The organism is Mesorhizobium sp. LMG17149, assembly GCF_024518695.1.
Classification (GTDB): Bacteria; Pseudomonadota; Alphaproteobacteria; order Rhizobiales; family Rhizobiaceae; genus Mesorhizobium.
The window spans coordinates 23,901-39,775 of record NZ_JANIFL010000013.1; the positions used below are offsets into that span (position 1 = coordinate 23,901).

The following is a 15,875-nucleotide window of genomic DNA, read 5'->3' on the forward strand; positions in this document are numbered from 1 at the left end:
CAAGCGCGGGACCTGTCGACGGACAACAGCGGTGCCACTGCCGGCACTAGGTCGTCCAGCATCACAGTGAACCGCGTACGTAGTATTTTGTCGTAGGCAGCATTCTGGATAGCCGGATACGGGCTCTTCACCCGCTGCACCACCGATTGCGGGATGATGTCGCGAGAAACATTCACGGATTTCGTGAAAAAAGTGTACCCGCCGAAGAGCCCTACTCGCGGGGGCGGTGCAGCACCACCTCGGTGTCACTGCTCGTGTTCATGCGATGGACTAGGCCGGCCAGCTGTTGACGCAGCTCGCGGTAGTTGTAAGTCTCACCCGAGTAGACGAGCACCAAGTCAGGTCGGCCATCCTCCTGGAGCATCCTCGGCTGGCGGCCGCCCTGATATCGATGATTGCCAGGCGGTGGTGTCCCAGCGCCGCAGGCCCGCCGATCCAAGTCCCCTCGTCGTCCGGACCGTGGTTCGCTATGGTGGCCGTCATATCGGCAAGCTCCCTTCGCGCATCGGGACCTCCGAGGTCTGGATTGAAGTCGATCCATTCACAGATGCCGCACAGGTTATGTCGCCGCATTTGGGCGAAGCAGATATAAGGCCAGTGGGAAACCATCGAGGCAAAGTGACGGATCTAGCCCAGCTACGATCCGCATCCGACATTGTCGGACATCGGACAGCACCGCGATTCGCTGCATAGGAAGCCTGGAGTCGCGATTTCCCCTGGGGGAATCAGCGCATGAAAGGAGAGCTGGGTCGTGTCTGCCGAAATGAGAAATTGCTCCCCCTTATTGCATCACCGAGGAATGTTACCCAGCGCGATAGACGGACATGCCCTATCTCCCCCCGTTGCAGCTGAGGGAGATAGGGGCCAGCTCTTCATTCAACCCTCATGGAGGATGATCAGCCCAGCCATTTCCATGCGCCGGCCTTCACAAGCCGTGCACCATTCAGGTTCTTTTCCTTGAAGCGCGACGATCCTTGTCAGACGTCGCAACACTTGCTGCCGAGAGCACGAGCTCTTCCTCGAGCATGCCTTGATCTGCGCCTCGAACGGCTCGCACATGCTGGGTTTCAACGACTTCGCAGAGGTTGATATTCTGCAGTGACTTCGTCTCGCTGCTGCACGGCATTGACGCTGGGAGCCATGCTCGCGTGGCGCAATTGTGCTGAAGCCGGTGCCCACGGCAACGTTTCTTAACCCGCCCCAGATCCTGGCGTTTGGCTATTTCCGACATTCGTGTCCGGCTTCGGACAAAGGCCGGGTTTGCCGAACGGAGTCGCACCCAATTTCCAGTGCTGCTTGAGCAATAATATCGACCGGCATTACTGCACAACACGAAAGTTGCTGCAAAAACCGAAGTGAACCCAAGGCATCGGGTCAATTGGCATGGCGCTTGCGACTCGGTCGATAGAACGCAGTCAAAATCACGGTTGCAGACCATGCCTACCTCTCAAAGCTCGATAAAGCACGCGAGCAAAATTCCCCGTCTCCGCGGAAGCTCGTCGCCGTTAAACGTGCCTGCTCGGGGGCGGTCTTGCACAAGACCGGTCCGAGGCAACCACGCCAAGGCGCGAGGCTGCCGGAACTGTCGACCGAAGTCGATGCCGCTTCAGTTTAACCGAAAAATGCACCGTACCACTTTGGCCTGGAAGCAAATCAATGACCTATAGAAAGAACGTTCCTCTCGTGACCTTTCGCACGCGTGTTCGCGATGAGTCGATCGGGGGGCCAAATCCTTATCGGTGGGAGAACAAGACCTCCGACGATTATTTCGGGGGCAAGCGCATCATCCTGTTCTCGCTGCCTGGCGCCTTCACCCCGACCTGCTCGACCTTCCAACTGCCCGATTTCGAAAAACTCTATGATCAATTTCTGGAACTGCGAATTGACGCGATCTACTGCGTCTCGGTCAACGATGCTTTCGTCATGAATGCGTGGGGAAAGTCCTTGGGGCTGCAGAAGATCGAGCTGATCCCAGACGGGTCGGGCGAGTTCACGCGCAAAATGGGCATGCTGGTCGCGAAGGACAATCTGGGCTTTGGCATGCGCTCCTGGCGATACGCCGCTCTGATCGACGATGGCGTGGTGGAGCAGTGGTTCGAGGAGGAAGGCTTCTGTGACAACTGCGAGACGGACCCCTATGGCGTTTCATCCCCGCAAAACGTTCTCGACAAATTGAAGGCGGCGGCATGACCCAGAAGTGGAAAGTCTCACACAACCCAAGCACACACTAGAGCCTCCTCGGCAGATCACGGTTCAACATGCATCTCTCAGCAAGCCTGCTTCAACGCCAGAAGCAACGTATGGTCTTATCGCCTCAAGCCATTGAAGCTATTCGCTTGCTGCGATTGACGCATACTGAACTCCATCAGCTCGTGCAGCAGGCACTCGAGAAGAACCCCGTTTTGAAGCCTGACCCGTTTGACGACGATTCGCCGCTGCCAGGGGTGGATCAGCGGAGCAGTCAAAGCAGAAGCGAAATCGGCGAATCGCCCATTGGCGGGCCGTCTGGCGGGCGCGGGCAATGGAAGTCGCAACGCAGTAGCGGCAACGATCGACCTGCCGTCGAGGAGTTTACCGCCCACACCGAAACATTGCACGACCATGTCGCCCGCCAGGTCGCCCTCACCCCGTTCACCCCCCAGGAGCGGCTGATTGCCGGACAGCTCGCCGCTCATCTGGAGGACACTGGCTATCTTCAGGTAAACCTTTTCGATCTGGCCAGGAGGTTAAACGTTCGGCAAGCTGATGTGGAACGGGTCATCGGAATCTTGCAGCAATTTGATCCGCCGGGCATTTTTGCGCGAACTCTCAGCGAATGCCTGGAGATTCAGCTGCGCCAGCAAGACCGGTTCGACCCGGCTATGGCAGCTTTGGTCGCCAATCTCGAGATGCTTGCACGGGGGGATTTTCAGGGATTGAAGCAGCGTTGCGGAGTCGACGAGGAGGATCTCCTCGACATGAGGAACGAAATCCGCGCGCTCGATCCCAAGCCTGGAGACCGGTTCCAGTCCGGGACGCCGGAAACCATCGTACCGGACGTCTGGGTAATGCCCTCGTCCGAAGGTGGATGGCGGGTGGAGCTTGATCCGGCCACGCTGCCCAAAGTGTTGATTAACCAAACCTATGTCGCCGAAATCTCGCAGCTGACCAAGCAAAATCCGGAAGGCAAAGCGTTTCTCGACCATTGCCAGGAAAAAGGGAACTCGCTGATCAGCAGTCTCAAGCAGCGCGCTAAGACGATCCTTAAGGTTGCGACCGAAATCGTGCGCCAGCAGGATGCCTTTTTTACACACGGCGCCGCCCATCTGCGGCCTCTCTGTCTCAAAAATGTCGCTGACGAGATCGGCATGCACCAGTCGACGGTAAGCCGGGTGGCTTCGAACAGGTACATGTTAACTCCGCGCGGGGTGTTCGAGCTGAAGTATTTTTTCGCTGCGCCAATCGCATCCTGCGAGGGCGGCGATGCGCACTCCGCCAAAGCTGTCCGCCATCGGATCAAGGCAATCATAGCCGAAGAATCGCTCGACAAGGTACATTCCGACGAAGACATCGTTGCTCAACTCAAGGAGACCGGCATCGATGTCGCTCGCCGTACCGTCACCAAATATCGCGAGGCGATGAACATCCCTTCCTCCATACGACGGCGCCGCGATAAGCGTTTGTCCGCAGCTGCGATCAAGCGAAGTGACTAACCGACATTCGTGGTCGGCGAGAGGCAACTCTCAACTTCCTCCGGGCCGAAGCAGCTTTCGAAGTCATGGCATTCCCCGCAACTGGGTGCTGTGCATGACGAAAAGCCTTCGGCCTCACACAGCTTGCGGTAAAAGTACTTTTTCCATTTCATGTTTTCTGTGTTGCCTGCCGCCAGCGCGGGAAAATGTCTGGCAAGCAGGCGGCTGAGCTCAGCGCGATTTGAGAGGCCAAGATCCCGCCAAAGATGGTCCATGCGCATCGCACGCCGGGCGATGATCTTGGCCAAGCGGGCGCTCGCCGGGTCGGCCGGCGCAGCATGCGCTAGCAGCAGCCGGCGTAGCAGTTCCTCTTCCAGTTCCGGCTCGGGCTCGCTCAACTCCTCCAAAGCGAATACGCTGCTGGAGGTAGACGGGAAAGTTGCGGCCAAGACATCACGCAATTCGACAGACGAAAGGCCTGTCCCCTCCGTCGCCAACACCTCGCCCGCCTGGACCTCCTCAAGCGAACGTGAATGTACGCAGGGCAGCACATGCTGATCGAAGCTCCTCCCTAGCTCGGACCCACGCCATTGCGCGCTGGATAGGCAGCCATCATCGTAACGGCCGGCTTCAGCTTCCGGCATGACAAAGCGCCTTGTTGACCGCAGGGATGATCTTGTCGCCCCAGAGCTCGATCTGGCGCAGCATCGTCTTTTGGTCGAAGTCGCCCAATTGAGTCTGAACTGCGATCTGGTCCGGTTTCAAGATATCGATCTCTTCCAGCAGGCGATCAATCACGCGATTTACGCTGCCAATCGGCAAATTTTTGCGCATGGTCTCGAAGGACAGATCCTGCTGGGTCGGTGTCTCCTGCAGCAGGTAGCCATCGTGGCTCTGTTGGCGGCGCTGATGCAGGGCTTCAGAAAGCCGGCGCTGGAAGCGGGCATTGTCGAGATAGCTGTTGATCTCCAACTCGTCGTGGCTGGCATAGCAGCAGCGCAGCAGCGATATCTTGACGTCGGTGACGTTCTTTTCCTCGGATGCCGCCGCCCTCTCGACTGATTCACGCAGTGTGGTCAAAGTCTCTAAGCCGTCGTGGAAGGCTGTGACAAAAAAATTGTGCCCCTCGCGGTAGGCCCGAGCCATCCGTGCGGCTCCGCCAGCGATCCAGATAGGCGGCGTCGGCTGCTGGACTGTGCGGACCGAAATCGCTGTTGGGGGGATCTTCTCATACTGGCCGTCGTGTTCGAAGACGTTTTGGTTGAGGCCCTTGAGAATGATGTCCAGGTATTCCGAAAAGACGACCGGCGCCTCATCGATGTCCACGCCGAACCGTTCGAACTCGAACTGCTGGTATCCCAAGCCTACGCCCAGCTCGAGACGGCCGTTTGCAACGATGTCGGCGAAGCCGATCTCGGACAGCAGGCGCTGCGGTTGGTAAAGCGGCAGCACGCAGACGGCAGTGCCCAGGCGAATCGTGCTTGTCAAGCCGGCGCAGTGCGCCACCATCATCAGCGGGGATGGTATGAGGCTGTAATTGTTGAAGTGGTGCTCAGCAAACCACGCGGTGTTGAACCCAGCCTGCTCCGAAGCGACGGCCTGTTCGATGGAGTTGCGGATGACGCTTTCTGAGGATTGGTGATAGCCACGCTGGGCGGCCAGAATGAAAGTGGCAAATTCCATGATTTCTCCTCGTTATAGACACGTCAGCCGACCGGGAATGTGCTCGGCATGCGCATGCTTGGATCTCAAGCACCTCAGGTGCGTCGTGGAGCCGAGGCTCATAATGCTCGGCCGGTCGCCCTGCGAAGGCCTGGCAATTAACCTGCGGCCTCCGCAAAACATTCGTCATAGAGCTCGCTGGCGTTTCCCGCATCACCGAACGAGGTCCAGCCGCCGTCCACGTAGAGGATCGAGCCGTTGATGTATGAGGCGTCAGACGAAGCAAGGAAGAACGATGCATCTGCGACGTCTTCTGGCCGTCCCATCCTGCCCATGGGGATGCGTCGTCCGATTGCTGCCAGGTCGATGCGGCCGGCTTTGGCCAACTGAGCAAGTGCGGGCGTGCGGATGTGGCCAGGAGCGACGGTGGCTGTCCGAATTCCGACCGGCCCGAGTTCGGCCGCCATGCAACGGGTCAGCATATCCATCCCCGCCTTGGAGGCGCCGTAGGCATGGCGCGGCGCGAACGGCAGAAAGCTGTCGATCGACCCGAGATTGAGGATCACGCCGCCCGGGCGCATAGCCTTGATCGCTTCGCGCGCGCAGGTGAAGGCGCCGGTAAGGTTGACATCCAGGACGTGTTCGAGCTGTTTCGACAGTTGCTCGATCGCAGGCACAATCCTGTCGGCGGTATCAGCACTATTGACCAGAATATCGATATACCCGAAGCGTCCCCTCAGTTCTTCGAACATCGACACCACATCGCTCTCGACGGCCACGTCCAGCGATTTCGCCAGATGCTTGCCGGGGAGCGATGTAGCCAGCTCTGCCGCTGCAGTGCCATCTTTATCAGCAATCACGACGGTGTCGCCGTTCGCGGCAAAGCGGCGAGCGACGGCCGCGCCAATGCTTTTTGCGCCACCGGTGACGAGCACGATTCGCGCATCTGTGCATTCGGCCGGACAGGAGAGCTCGGCTTGGAGCGCACCATCCACCGGCGGGTGAGCATCCCCCGGCTGGTTGAATGACATCCAGCCTCCGTCGACTGCCAGCACCGAGCCGGTGATGTAGCGCGCCTGCGTGCTGCTCAGAAAACGCACGACCCTGGCGATCTCGTCGGGGCGAGCCAAGCGCCCCATCGGCACGCGGCGGCGTATCGCCGCGAGGTCCATTTTGCCAGCGCGTGCCAGTTCTGTGACCATTGGGGTGCGGACGGAGCCCGGCGCCACCGCCGTGACGCGGATTCCTCGCATAGCCCACTCGCATGCAAGGGACTTTGTCAACGAGATCACGCCAGCTTTCGAGGCTGCGTAGGCGTTGCGCCTGGGATTGCCGACCACGCCCGCCATCGAAGCCACATTGACGATCGCACCGCCCGGCTTCATGCGCCGCGCCGCTTCCCGGGCCATAACGAATGGCCCAATAAGGTTCACTGTCACGCCGCTTCGGAAGGTATCGACAGCGGTGTCGATGATCCTATCCATCGTGGGTCCAACCGCCGCATTGTTGATGAGGACATCGATTTGCGCGAACCGTGCTTCGACCTGGCCGAAAAGTGAGAGCATGTCCTTCTCTCGCGACACATCGCACTCCAGACCGACGTGCGGCGACCCGAGATCCCGAGCCAGTTCAACCACACCACTGCCCGGAAGGTCCACCGCAACTACAGTGTCTCCGTCCGCGGCAAGGATATCGACCAGGGCACGGCCGATCCCGCCCGCAGCGCCTGTGATGATTACGGTGCGTGCTGCCAGTTTCACGAGAGCTTCTCCACGATGACCGCTTGTGATCTCAGCCCATCAACCTTGGGCGGAATGAAGGGCCGAGCCAAATCGTTGCAGTGACCGCCAGTTGCGGCCCCACACAGATGTCGTTCCCGTAGGGCGCTCATCCTCCATTTCTACCCACTTATGCAGCTCCCAGTTGGGGACCCTCGACGCCATCTTGGTCGGTGGGGATGTGACCCTTGAGCAACTGGTAGATGGGATCGTCTGGATGTGGTGCTCCAATCGGCTGTCGCTGGCCGAACCTATCTGCCTCAAGAATCGCTGGCGGGATTTGCTCCTCAACCCAATCGTAGACGACTGTCCGTTCCGCAATTCGCCACTCGTCCTGCCTCTTCTGAAACAGATCGCAGTAACGGCCGCAAAGCAGCGTCTGACGTATTTCTTGGTCTGTATCCGGTCCGCGTTGCAGCGCGGTGAAATAGCTCTCGACCGCGGCCTCTGCTGAACTGATGAAGTCGATCAGGCTGTTCGTGATTTGATGGATGTTACGGTGCCCCGGCAGACCGAGAGCAAATTGGATGAAGTCCTCTGCCGGTCCGCAATAGGGACCGTGCCTGTCATACGCTTCGGGCCAGTATGCGCTACGCAGCGCCGCCTCATCGGCGCGGTCTATCCCGCGGCAGTACCGATACAGGCAGTTGCGGATCGCCTCTCGGTCACGCAGTTCGGTAATTTTCGCGTGGTCGACAGGGTCTGTCGCGAATTGTATGATTGTTTTGTCCTTCCCGATGCCAGTCTGCACTTTGCGTGTGTCTCTCTCTACAACTGAGTTAGCGGGGGGCTCGTCAACTTCCAGAGCTTGTTCGGGGCAGGCTCGTACCCCTTTTGAGGCAAGCAGTTGCTCCCCATCGGCAACATCAATATCACCGGGCAAGATGTAGCCGGCGTCATCAAGCTTGAAGACTCTCGGCGCCCGCGCCCAGCAGCGCGCATGACCCTGGCATCTGGCTTTATGTACGACGACACGCATAGCGAACTCCAATGTCGTGGGCTGAAACTTCAGGACCAGTCCAGGATCAGATTCTCGATCCCGAACACATGGCCGCCGAAGGTGATAGGTTCAGTCCCTGTCTTGATCCGAAAGGCTGGGATGCGCGCCAGCCACTCCTCCAGGCCAATGACAATCTCCCGCCGGGCAAGGTGTGAGCCAAGACAACGATGGGGACCATAGCCAAAGGCAGCGTGCCGGTTGTCCTCGCGCGCCAGATCGATCTCATTCGGGCATTCGAATTCCGCCGGGTCACGATTGGCAATCATCGTGGCACAGGAAACATAATCTCCCTTGCGGATCGGCGCGCCTTTGAAGTCGACATCCTTCGTTGCCACTCGGATCATCTGAATGGTCGAATAGGCGCGCAGCAATTCTTCCGCAGCGACGGCAATCCGGTCAGGTTCGCTTCGTAGCAATTCCTGATCTTTGGGGTTGCGCGCGAGATGGGCCAAGTCGAAGCATATGGCTGCTGAGACCGTGTCGAGTCCCGCGACGAACACAAGCACGCCGATGCCACGGACTTCTTCGTCACTGAGCAGACGACCCTCGACCTTTGCCTTCACGATGAAGGTCATGAAATCATCGACCGGCTCCTTGCGGCGCTCGGTGGCAAGTTCGTCGATGAAGGCCACGATCGCCCGGGCTGCGGGTGGTCGTTGCTCCTTATCGCCGTGGAGCAGATCTCTAGCCCAGCCGACAAATGTTTCTAGTCCGTCGTCCGAAAGCCCAATAAAGCGAAGGAAGATATTGACCGCGAACGGAACTGCAAAATCCTTCATGATGTCGCAGCTCGTGCCTGATGCGGCGATCCTGTCGATCAGCTTGATCGCTCGTTCCCGGACAGCCGGCTCCAATGCCATTACCCGCTTTGGCGAAAGCAGCGGATTGAGCAGTGAGCGAAAAACACCGTGGAATGGCGGATCGAGCTCAAGCGGGATCATCGGCCAGCTCTCGCCGAGCACAGAGGCGAAGATGCTGCGATGGCTGGAAAACGTTTCGGTGTCCTGCAGCACCCGGCGCTGGTCGCTCGCGCGAGTGATGACCCAGGTACCCCGACCGTCGCGCGTGTTGCTGGTTGAATAAAAGATCGGAGGCCCGGCATGAACGCAAGCAACCGCTGCATGCGGATCCCCGTTAGCCGTCGGCAACATGCCGGGCGACGCAAACAGGTTGAAGTCCCTCACCATTTCGGGCGGGACATGATCTGGAACCGGCCGCGATTTAACCGCGCCAGAATCGAGAGACCGTTCATGAGATGCTGTCGGCATTTGCATGCAATCGTTGGTGCAAGCTCCGTGCCGAATTCGTCTTTCGATAATCCTTGCCGTTTTGCTGGGCAACAGGTGGCGCCTGTGCTGACTTACTGGTCGGGATTGCAACATTCTTGTCCAGCGTCGGACACAGAATGTAGAAAGCTAGACACCGACTTGGAGCAACTCAACTGGTGGGATCGCTAGCCGATCATGTGCCCGGGGAGCATCCAGTTCGAAAGCTTGCGCTAAGCGGCTTGGTGACTTGGCCGAGGTCACCAGGTGGAAACGACCAACACTTGGGGTGAGCCTAGTGGCGCTCCCCTCGATGATGTCTGGCGGGGTGGTTAGCCGCCTCCGTGGGACAAGATCAGCCTACACGAATGGACTATAGCCTCTCCTCGCCTGCCTCATTGGCCGTCCTTCAGAGCCGGCCACACGAGCTTTTGTCTTTCAGCAGGGCGTTTTTCTCGCCAGCTACAGAGCCACACCGACGCCATTAATGAGCGTCCAGTCGACGGGTTGGATGGCCCTGTCCATCTTGCCCAGCACCTTGGCTTCGCATTTGCCGGTGCGGCGGAAGCCTTCAAGACGCAGTTCTTGACCTTCTCCAGATCAGCCTCGGACGGATATCGGCAAGGGTTCAGCTCGTCCTTTTGAACTTGCGCATCTTCGTGTTGGCCAACCCCAGGCCGCCCGACATATTTGCGGTCTATCCGGCACCTCAACTTCGAACAACCTTGCGGCAAGCTCTTGGGATAGCCCACGCTCGTGCCTCCACCACCCGCTCAGCAGAGCCAGATTTGTCGTTGATGGCACGGAACTTGCGCAGTCATTCGCAGATGCGTCACGGACCGAGAGTGTCGTCCCATGAATTCGACCACCAAAAAGGCCGCCCGACGTTGCTGGGACCGCCTGCAATTACCTTATCCCAGAATTGGGAGCAACGGCTTCAAAAGGGATAACTCATCACCTCAATTTTGTCGATCGCGCGGCCATCGAACCGCAGCCATCCATCAGACTTCCGCCTCGTTGCACTCATTGCGACCGCCTTGGTGCTTGCGACAACCGCTCAATTCTGGCTGCCAGGATAACCACATATGGCGACGGAACTTCCTGCTTCAAAGCAATATAGAGATCGTCGATCATCCCCCCATCAAGGCCTCGATCGAGGACACCGCGTTCGGCTTGCTTGGTTCGCAGTGAACAGACCGCACTTCACGAATGCGATCGATGCGACCGCGCCGAGAACTCTCCCGCATTGTCGACGGTTGGGTCCGTCGGCCCTCCGATGAGGCCTCGGATGCGTCGGGCGCCGAGGCCTCGACTGATGCCGACTGGCCGCCGCCGGAAGGTCTCGCGGCTTTGATCCCCGGCGATGTAGCCACCCCTGCTGCAACAGCTCCTAGCCGGAGAACTCATTCATGACCGAATCGGCGACAGATTTAGTGGACGCGGCTTTGTTCGACCGAGATCGGCTTGACCCAGAAAGTCCATATCAACGTTCTGGCCCTGCATGGGGTGCCATCATTTCGCTTTCCTTCGGCACCTTCGGGCTTGTGACGGCAGAGTTTCTGCCCGCCAGCGTTCTGACACCGCTCGCGCATGATCTCCGTATCACCACGGGCACGGCTGGACAGGCGCTAACAGCGACCGCAATCGTCGCGGCGATCTCGGCACCGATAATCGCCATGGTGACAAAGCGTCTGGACCGCAGGGTCGTCATCTGGGCGATGACGCTCCTGCTGATCCTGTCGAACGTTCTGGCAGAGGTTGCGGGGTCGCTGCCGGTTTTGCTGGCGGCACGCGTCGTCCTTGGCATATCGCTTGGTGGTTTTTGGTCAATTTCGGCAGCGTTGGCGATGCGGCTGGTTCCAAGTCACCTCATGCCGCGCGCCATGTCGATCATCCTCACCGGCGTTTCTGTCGCCTCCGTCTGCGCGGCTCCAATCGGCGCTTATGTCGGTGACATTTGGGGATGGCGAGCCTCGTTCAAGGTCGCCGCAATCGTGAGTGCCGTTGCGCTGCTCGTGCAACTCGTAACCATTCCGCCACTGCCTCCGATCGAAGTGCGCAGATTCCGCAGTCCGCTGGATGTCGCGAAGAATCCGGCGATGAAGGTTGCGGTGCTAGTCGTGCTATTGGTCGCTTCCGGCCATTTTGCCAGCTTCGCCTACATCCGCGCCTTTCTCGAGAGCGTTCCTGCGCTCGAAAAGAAGTCAATCCCGCTCGTGTTCCTTGCTTTTGGCACGGCCGGCGTCTTCGGCAATTTAGCCGGCGCATTCCTCACCAAACACAGTCTCAAGGCGGTCGCGGCCCTGCCGCCCCTGCTCATTGCCGTAGCCGCTGTCTCGCTCCTGACCATGGGAGCATCGGCCTTGACCTCGGCAATTGCAGTTGCCGTATGGGGCTTTGCTTTTGGCGCGGTCCCGGTCGGATTGCAGACATGGATGGTGCTACGCGCCGCTCCGAAACAGGCCGAGAGCGCTGGTGTACTGATGGTCATAACCTTCCAAGTGGCCATCGCAGCCGGCACAACTTTCGGTGGCCTATTGGTGGATCACACGGGTATTGCCAGTGTCTTTGTCTACAGCGCGGTTGCCACGTTCCTCGCTGTCTTGACAGTATTTTTGCTCGGCCCGAACCGCAAAACCTGACCGCCTGGTGGGGAGTGACGGTCGGCGGCGTTCACGCTATTGTCACCTCTGAGCTCGGCCCAAAGGCCGCGGCTTCGTCGTAACCATGCGGTCGATGGGGCAGCGCCAAATTGCTTCCTGCTCATCGCGTTGCGATAATACAGCGCGCTTATTGCGTCATCGTGTCCCCGGTCTCGGCTTCAATGCCCGGCTACTGGCTGCGGAGGCAGATGGGCGCCGGCGTCCCACCGACGACGATCGGTCTTTTCTCATGTAGCTGTCGGGGAAACGAGGCAGGTTTTCCGCCAGAACCCGCCAGTCGTCGCGCTCGCGTTCGCCTTCCTTGCGCGCACCGAACAACTGGATGATGATCTTGCCGTCGGACCCATATGCTTCGAGCGAGGTGACGTGACTGTCATTGGTCGGCTTGCGCACGGCCCAAACCTCACGGATTTGGTGGGTCCTGAGATGCAGCCGGAACGTTTCGTCCAGCACATGGATGCACGGCCCGATCTGCTTGACCGACTTGATTAAGCCGGAATGGGTCTGGATAGAACCTCGGTTGCCGACGAAGCACATGATCGGCAATTCGTCTTCGGCCGCACGCTGGAGCACGGCGCCAACTGCGGCATTGTCGAGCAGCCAAGCGTAATCCTGGCCGACCATGCGCAAAGCCTGGCAGCGGCTGAGCTTGAGCGTCTTTAGAAGGTTGACGTCAGTCAGCCGGCTCCAGGACTCGCGTAGGTCGTCCACCGTGCCGGCCCAGTCCGCAGTCCTCGCCCCCAGGTCGGCTACTCTCGCCTTAAGCGACATGGTCGGCTCCTGGTTGGCGGATACGAGCTCGGCCACCAGCTTTCGATAGGCATGAAGGTTGGAGACCGGCCTGAGATGCACCTTATGCACTGCTGCGCCGGCGGCGTCGAAGAATTGCAAACTGCGCTGGATTCCGCCGCGATGGCGCCTTTCAACAGCGAAACCATACCTCCAAGCCTGCGGGAAGACGCGAAGGTCGAATTCGTCACCAAGGACCATGGCGTGATTGTTGCCGGTTATCACTCTGTTGAAGACGCTAATCTTTTCGTGCACGGCACCTTGATTGCGGGTCAGCGCCGTCACTTCGCCCACGAATTCGAGGCCCGTCAGAAGGTGATTGATGCGCGGGTCGATGCGTGCCGCGCCGAAACCGCAATGGGCCGCGACCAGTTCCGCTTCCGAAATGGCCAATTGGGCGGCGAAATCACGCGCGGGAATGTTCGGACAGACTTCCCACGCACGCCGGATTTCGTTGGGCGACCGCTTCTTGCGCTGATCCATGTTTTTACCCCTGCCCCGTTCTTCTTTTGACGATCGATCGAAAAACGGGCCTCAGGGGTGTGCACGGCGGACGCGATCGATCGTCAGGCACATGCCAGTCGAATCCTGTCTCCGGGCGGTCAGCGGCCAATCGCCGGTAGAGAGCGATTGTTGGGTGGTCGGCGCCAATCGGCCGATCGAGCATTCGGGTACCACCGGCGGTGCTGCTTTCCCACTTAAGGCGGGTCTGATGGATCATATTGCTTCCCTTCGTTCTTCGATTGCGAGGGCAACCCAAAGGTGAATCGGCCGGCAATTTTGCCGCCGCAACGAAGGCTTCACAAAAATCGTGCCAGTTGCTCCGCGGCAAGCTCTGAACATCTTTGGCTCTGTTCATTGCTTTACGCGTGAGTGCATCGCGAACTCAGGCGCCCTTCCTGTGACGCGGACGCGACAAACCCGACAGTAAGTGTCGGTTGTCGGACGTCTCCCCAGCAATCGAGCATAAGAGACGTCGGGATGTCCTACGGTTTTTGACACGTCTTCCCTTTGGCACGGTCCATGCGAGATGATCCGCGAAAACGCCGGACCGAGGAGAAATCGAGCCATGATTACGCTCACCGACAACGCTGTTGCCGCCATCAAGGCCGCTCTTTACCGCGCCAGCGAGCCGGCGGAAGGATTTCGCATCATGGTCCATGCCGGCGGCTGCACCGGCTTCCAATACTCAATGGGCCTGGAGAGCGTCTCACGTGAGGGCGATGCGATCATCGAGCGAGATGGGCTCAAGGTGTTCATGGATAGAGGCTCCCAACCCCATGCCGCCGGCATGACCGTGGACTTCGTCAATGGGCTCGAAACATCCGGCTTTGTTTTCGATAACCCCAATGCGCGTGAGACGTGCGGCTGCGGCAAGTCCTGCAAATGATTGCGAGGGAACAGGCTATGTTCGACAATAGCGACGCCAAGGAATACTGCGTCGAACCGGTAACCGCCGGCGCTCTGGAACCGGCCGACACGCACTGTCGGCCCGGAACAATTGCGTTCGGTGATGCGCCAAATCGCGATCATCGATCGTTGCCGTGGGCAAGCAAACAAAATTGCCCGAAACAGCTGAATTCCCGGCGGATGCCGCCACCAAAGGGCAATGTCGACAGCGACCGGTCAGCCAAGCCATCGCTCGCCCGGCCGCCCACCTTACCAGATACGATATGCGCCAGAGGTTCAATGGCCGCCCGCCTACCCTTGAATCATTTCAGCAGTTGAAGGATCACTCCCATGAACCCTGTCTATCTCGACAACAACGCAACGACGCGGGTTGATCCTGCAGTCGTTGGAGCGATGTTGCCTTTCTTTACGGAGCAATTTGGCAATCATTCGTCCATGCACGCCTATGGCGCATCGGTTGCTGAAGCCGTGAGAAAGGCGAGGCAACAGTTGCAAGCCCTCATCGGCGCGGGATTCGAGGACGAGATCATCTTCACCTCGGGCGGGACTGAAAGCGACAGTACAGCCATCCTTTCGGCGCTGGAGGTGATGCCCGACCGAACGGAAATAGTGACTTCCGCGGTTGAACATCCGGCCGTTCTGAAGTTGTGCGCGCACCTTGAAAAGACGCGCGGCGTCAAGGTGCACATTATCCCAGTCGATCACCACGGCCGGCTCGACCTGGACGCCTACAGAACCGCTCTCACTCCACAAGTGGCAATCGTCTCGATAATGTGGGCGAACAATGAGACCGGTACGATCTTTCCCGTGGTTAAGCTTGCCGATCTAGCCAGGGAAGTCGGCGCGCTTTTCCACACTGATGCAGTGCAGGCGGTCGGAAGGCTTCCGATTGAGCTGAAATCGACCGCGATCGACATGCTGTCGCTCTCCGCCCACAAGCTGCATGGTCCAAAGGGGATAGGCGCGCTTTATGTAAGACGTGGCGTGCGCTTCTCCTCCATGATCAAGGGTGGGCACCAAGAGCGCGACCGGCGTGCAGGCACTGAAAACACACCCGGCATAGTCGGACTGGGCATGGCGGCCGAACTCGCCTTGAAATTCATGGACGAGACAAAACGAATAAAATGGTTGCGCGACCGCCTTGAGAACGGGATCATCCAGCGCATCCCAAACACATCCATCAACGGCGATCCGCAAGAGCGATTGCCAAACACTGCAAACATTGGATTCGAAGGTATCGAAGGCGATGCAATTCCAATTGTCCTGAGCCGGCTGGGAATCGCCTGTTCCGCCGGGTCCGCCTGTGCCTCTGGCTCACTGGAACCGAGCCATGTTCTGATCGCTATGAACGCGGCATGTGGGGCAGTCCGCTTCTCCTTGTCGCGTGACAACGGCGAAGATGACGTAGACCGCGTGCTTGAGGTCCTGCCTGCGATCACCGAGAAGCTACGGGCCGTTCCCAGTGCTGGACTGTGCGGGCGAGGTGCAGAACAGCTTCATTCCGGCCCGGGTCCGAGCGGCACAATAGCCGACAAGCCGTGAGGTCTTCCTCAACGTGACGACCCTGCGCAATGGAGAGCAGTCAAACTCGGGGTCGCCTTCACCACTTCAGAAAAGCTTGAGATCGCCAAGTCTCT

13 protein-coding genes and 1 pseudogene are annotated in these 15,875 nt (G+C 59.0%); 6 read left to right on the forward strand and 8 right to left on the reverse strand.

Translation table 11 applies throughout. The features are described from left to right. Nucleotides 1-211: 211 nt before the first annotated feature. Nucleotides 212-541, reverse strand: a complete 330-nt coding sequence (locus NP945_RS32035; protein ID WP_372337992.1) for a hypothetical protein — start codon at nucleotides 539-541, stop codon at nucleotides 212-214. A gap of 1,115 nt (nucleotides 542-1,656) precedes the next feature. On the opposite strand from NP945_RS32035, the gene NP945_RS26580 reads away from it, so the two are divergent. Both NP945_RS26580 and rpoN read left to right on the forward strand, forming a co-directional pair. Further along, entirely contained in the window at nucleotides 1,657-2,190 is a 534-nt protein-coding gene (locus NP945_RS26580; protein WP_024505252.1) for a peroxiredoxin, read from the forward strand. 68 nt (nucleotides 2,191-2,258) lie between these two features. Continuing rightward, nucleotides 2,259-3,692, forward strand: coding sequence for an RNA polymerase factor sigma-54 (gene rpoN, locus NP945_RS26585; protein ID WP_256747999.1), 1,434 nt, complete (start codon nucleotides 2,259-2,261; stop codon nucleotides 3,690-3,692). On the opposite strand, the gene NP945_RS26590 is transcribed toward rpoN, so the two are convergent. The 6 genes and pseudogenes from NP945_RS26590 to NP945_RS26615 form a co-directional block, all read right to left on the reverse strand. Continuing rightward, on the reverse strand, nucleotides 3,689-4,315 hold the full coding sequence (locus tag NP945_RS26590) for a nitrogen fixation protein NifQ (RefSeq protein ID WP_024505250.1): 627 nt from the start codon (nucleotides 4,313-4,315) through the stop codon (nucleotides 3,689-3,691). The two genes, rpoN and NP945_RS26590, sit on opposite strands and share 4 nt — an antisense overlap. After that, entirely contained in the window at nucleotides 4,302-5,354 is a 1,053-nt protein-coding gene (locus NP945_RS26595; RefSeq protein ID WP_256748000.1) for an LLM class flavin-dependent oxidoreductase, read from the reverse strand. Before NP945_RS26595 ends, NP945_RS26590 begins: the two co-directional genes overlap by 14 nt. A gap of 137 nt (nucleotides 5,355-5,491) precedes the next feature. Next, nucleotides 5,492-7,093 carry an SDR family oxidoreductase gene (locus tag NP945_RS26600; RefSeq protein ID WP_256748001.1) on the reverse strand — a complete coding sequence of 534 codons (1,602 nt, stop codon included), beginning with the start codon at nucleotides 7,091-7,093 and terminating at the stop codon, nucleotides 5,492-5,494. Between the two features lie 148 nt (nucleotides 7,094-7,241). Continuing rightward, nucleotides 7,242-7,829, reverse strand: a complete 588-nt coding sequence (locus NP945_RS26605; protein WP_245463580.1) for a nuclear transport factor 2 family protein — start codon at nucleotides 7,827-7,829, stop codon at nucleotides 7,242-7,244. 138 nt (nucleotides 7,830-7,967) lie between these two features. Further along, nucleotides 7,968-8,090: pseudogene (locus NP945_RS26610) on the reverse strand (ferredoxin); the annotation flags it as partial. Nucleotides 8,091-8,119: 29 nt separating this feature from the next. Continuing rightward, nucleotides 8,120-9,298: a cytochrome P450 gene (locus tag NP945_RS26615; RefSeq protein ID WP_164762757.1), complete on the reverse strand. Its 1,179-nt coding sequence runs from the start codon at nucleotides 9,296-9,298 to the stop codon at nucleotides 8,120-8,122. A gap of 1,487 nt (nucleotides 9,299-10,785) precedes the next feature. On the opposite strand from NP945_RS26615, the gene NP945_RS26620 reads away from it, so the two are divergent. Continuing rightward, on the forward strand, nucleotides 10,786-12,018 hold the full coding sequence (locus tag NP945_RS26620; protein ID WP_127318061.1) for an MFS transporter: 1,233 nt from the start codon (nucleotides 10,786-10,788) through the stop codon (nucleotides 12,016-12,018). A gap of 156 nt (nucleotides 12,019-12,174) precedes the next feature. Here NP945_RS26620 and NP945_RS26625 read toward each other — a convergent pair whose 3' ends face one another. Further along, complete coding sequence (locus NP945_RS26625; protein ID WP_127331196.1) at nucleotides 12,175-13,311, reverse strand: hemin-degrading factor; 1,137 nt, start codon at nucleotides 13,309-13,311, stop codon at nucleotides 12,175-12,177. Nucleotides 13,312-13,897: 586 nt separating this feature from the next. On the opposite strand from NP945_RS26625, the gene NP945_RS26630 reads away from it, so the two are divergent. From NP945_RS26630 to nifS, 3 genes are read left to right on the forward strand one after another with little or no spacing between them, the layout of a single operon-like run. Next, a complete protein-coding gene (locus NP945_RS26630; protein WP_127331214.1) occupies nucleotides 13,898-14,218 on the forward strand; it encodes an iron-sulfur cluster assembly accessory protein in 321 nt (106 codons plus the stop codon). Nucleotides 14,219-14,235: 17 nt separating this feature from the next. After that, nucleotides 14,236-14,556, forward strand: coding sequence for a hypothetical protein (locus tag NP945_RS26635; RefSeq protein WP_127331198.1), 321 nt, complete (start codon nucleotides 14,236-14,238; stop codon nucleotides 14,554-14,556). Nucleotides 14,557-14,568: 12 nt separating this feature from the next. Continuing rightward, nucleotides 14,569-15,780 (forward strand): cysteine desulfurase NifS, encoded by a 1,212-nt coding sequence (gene nifS, locus NP945_RS26640; protein ID WP_256748002.1) that lies wholly within the window; start codon nucleotides 14,569-14,571, stop codon nucleotides 15,778-15,780. The last annotated feature ends 95 nt before the right edge of the window (nucleotides 15,781-15,875 follow it).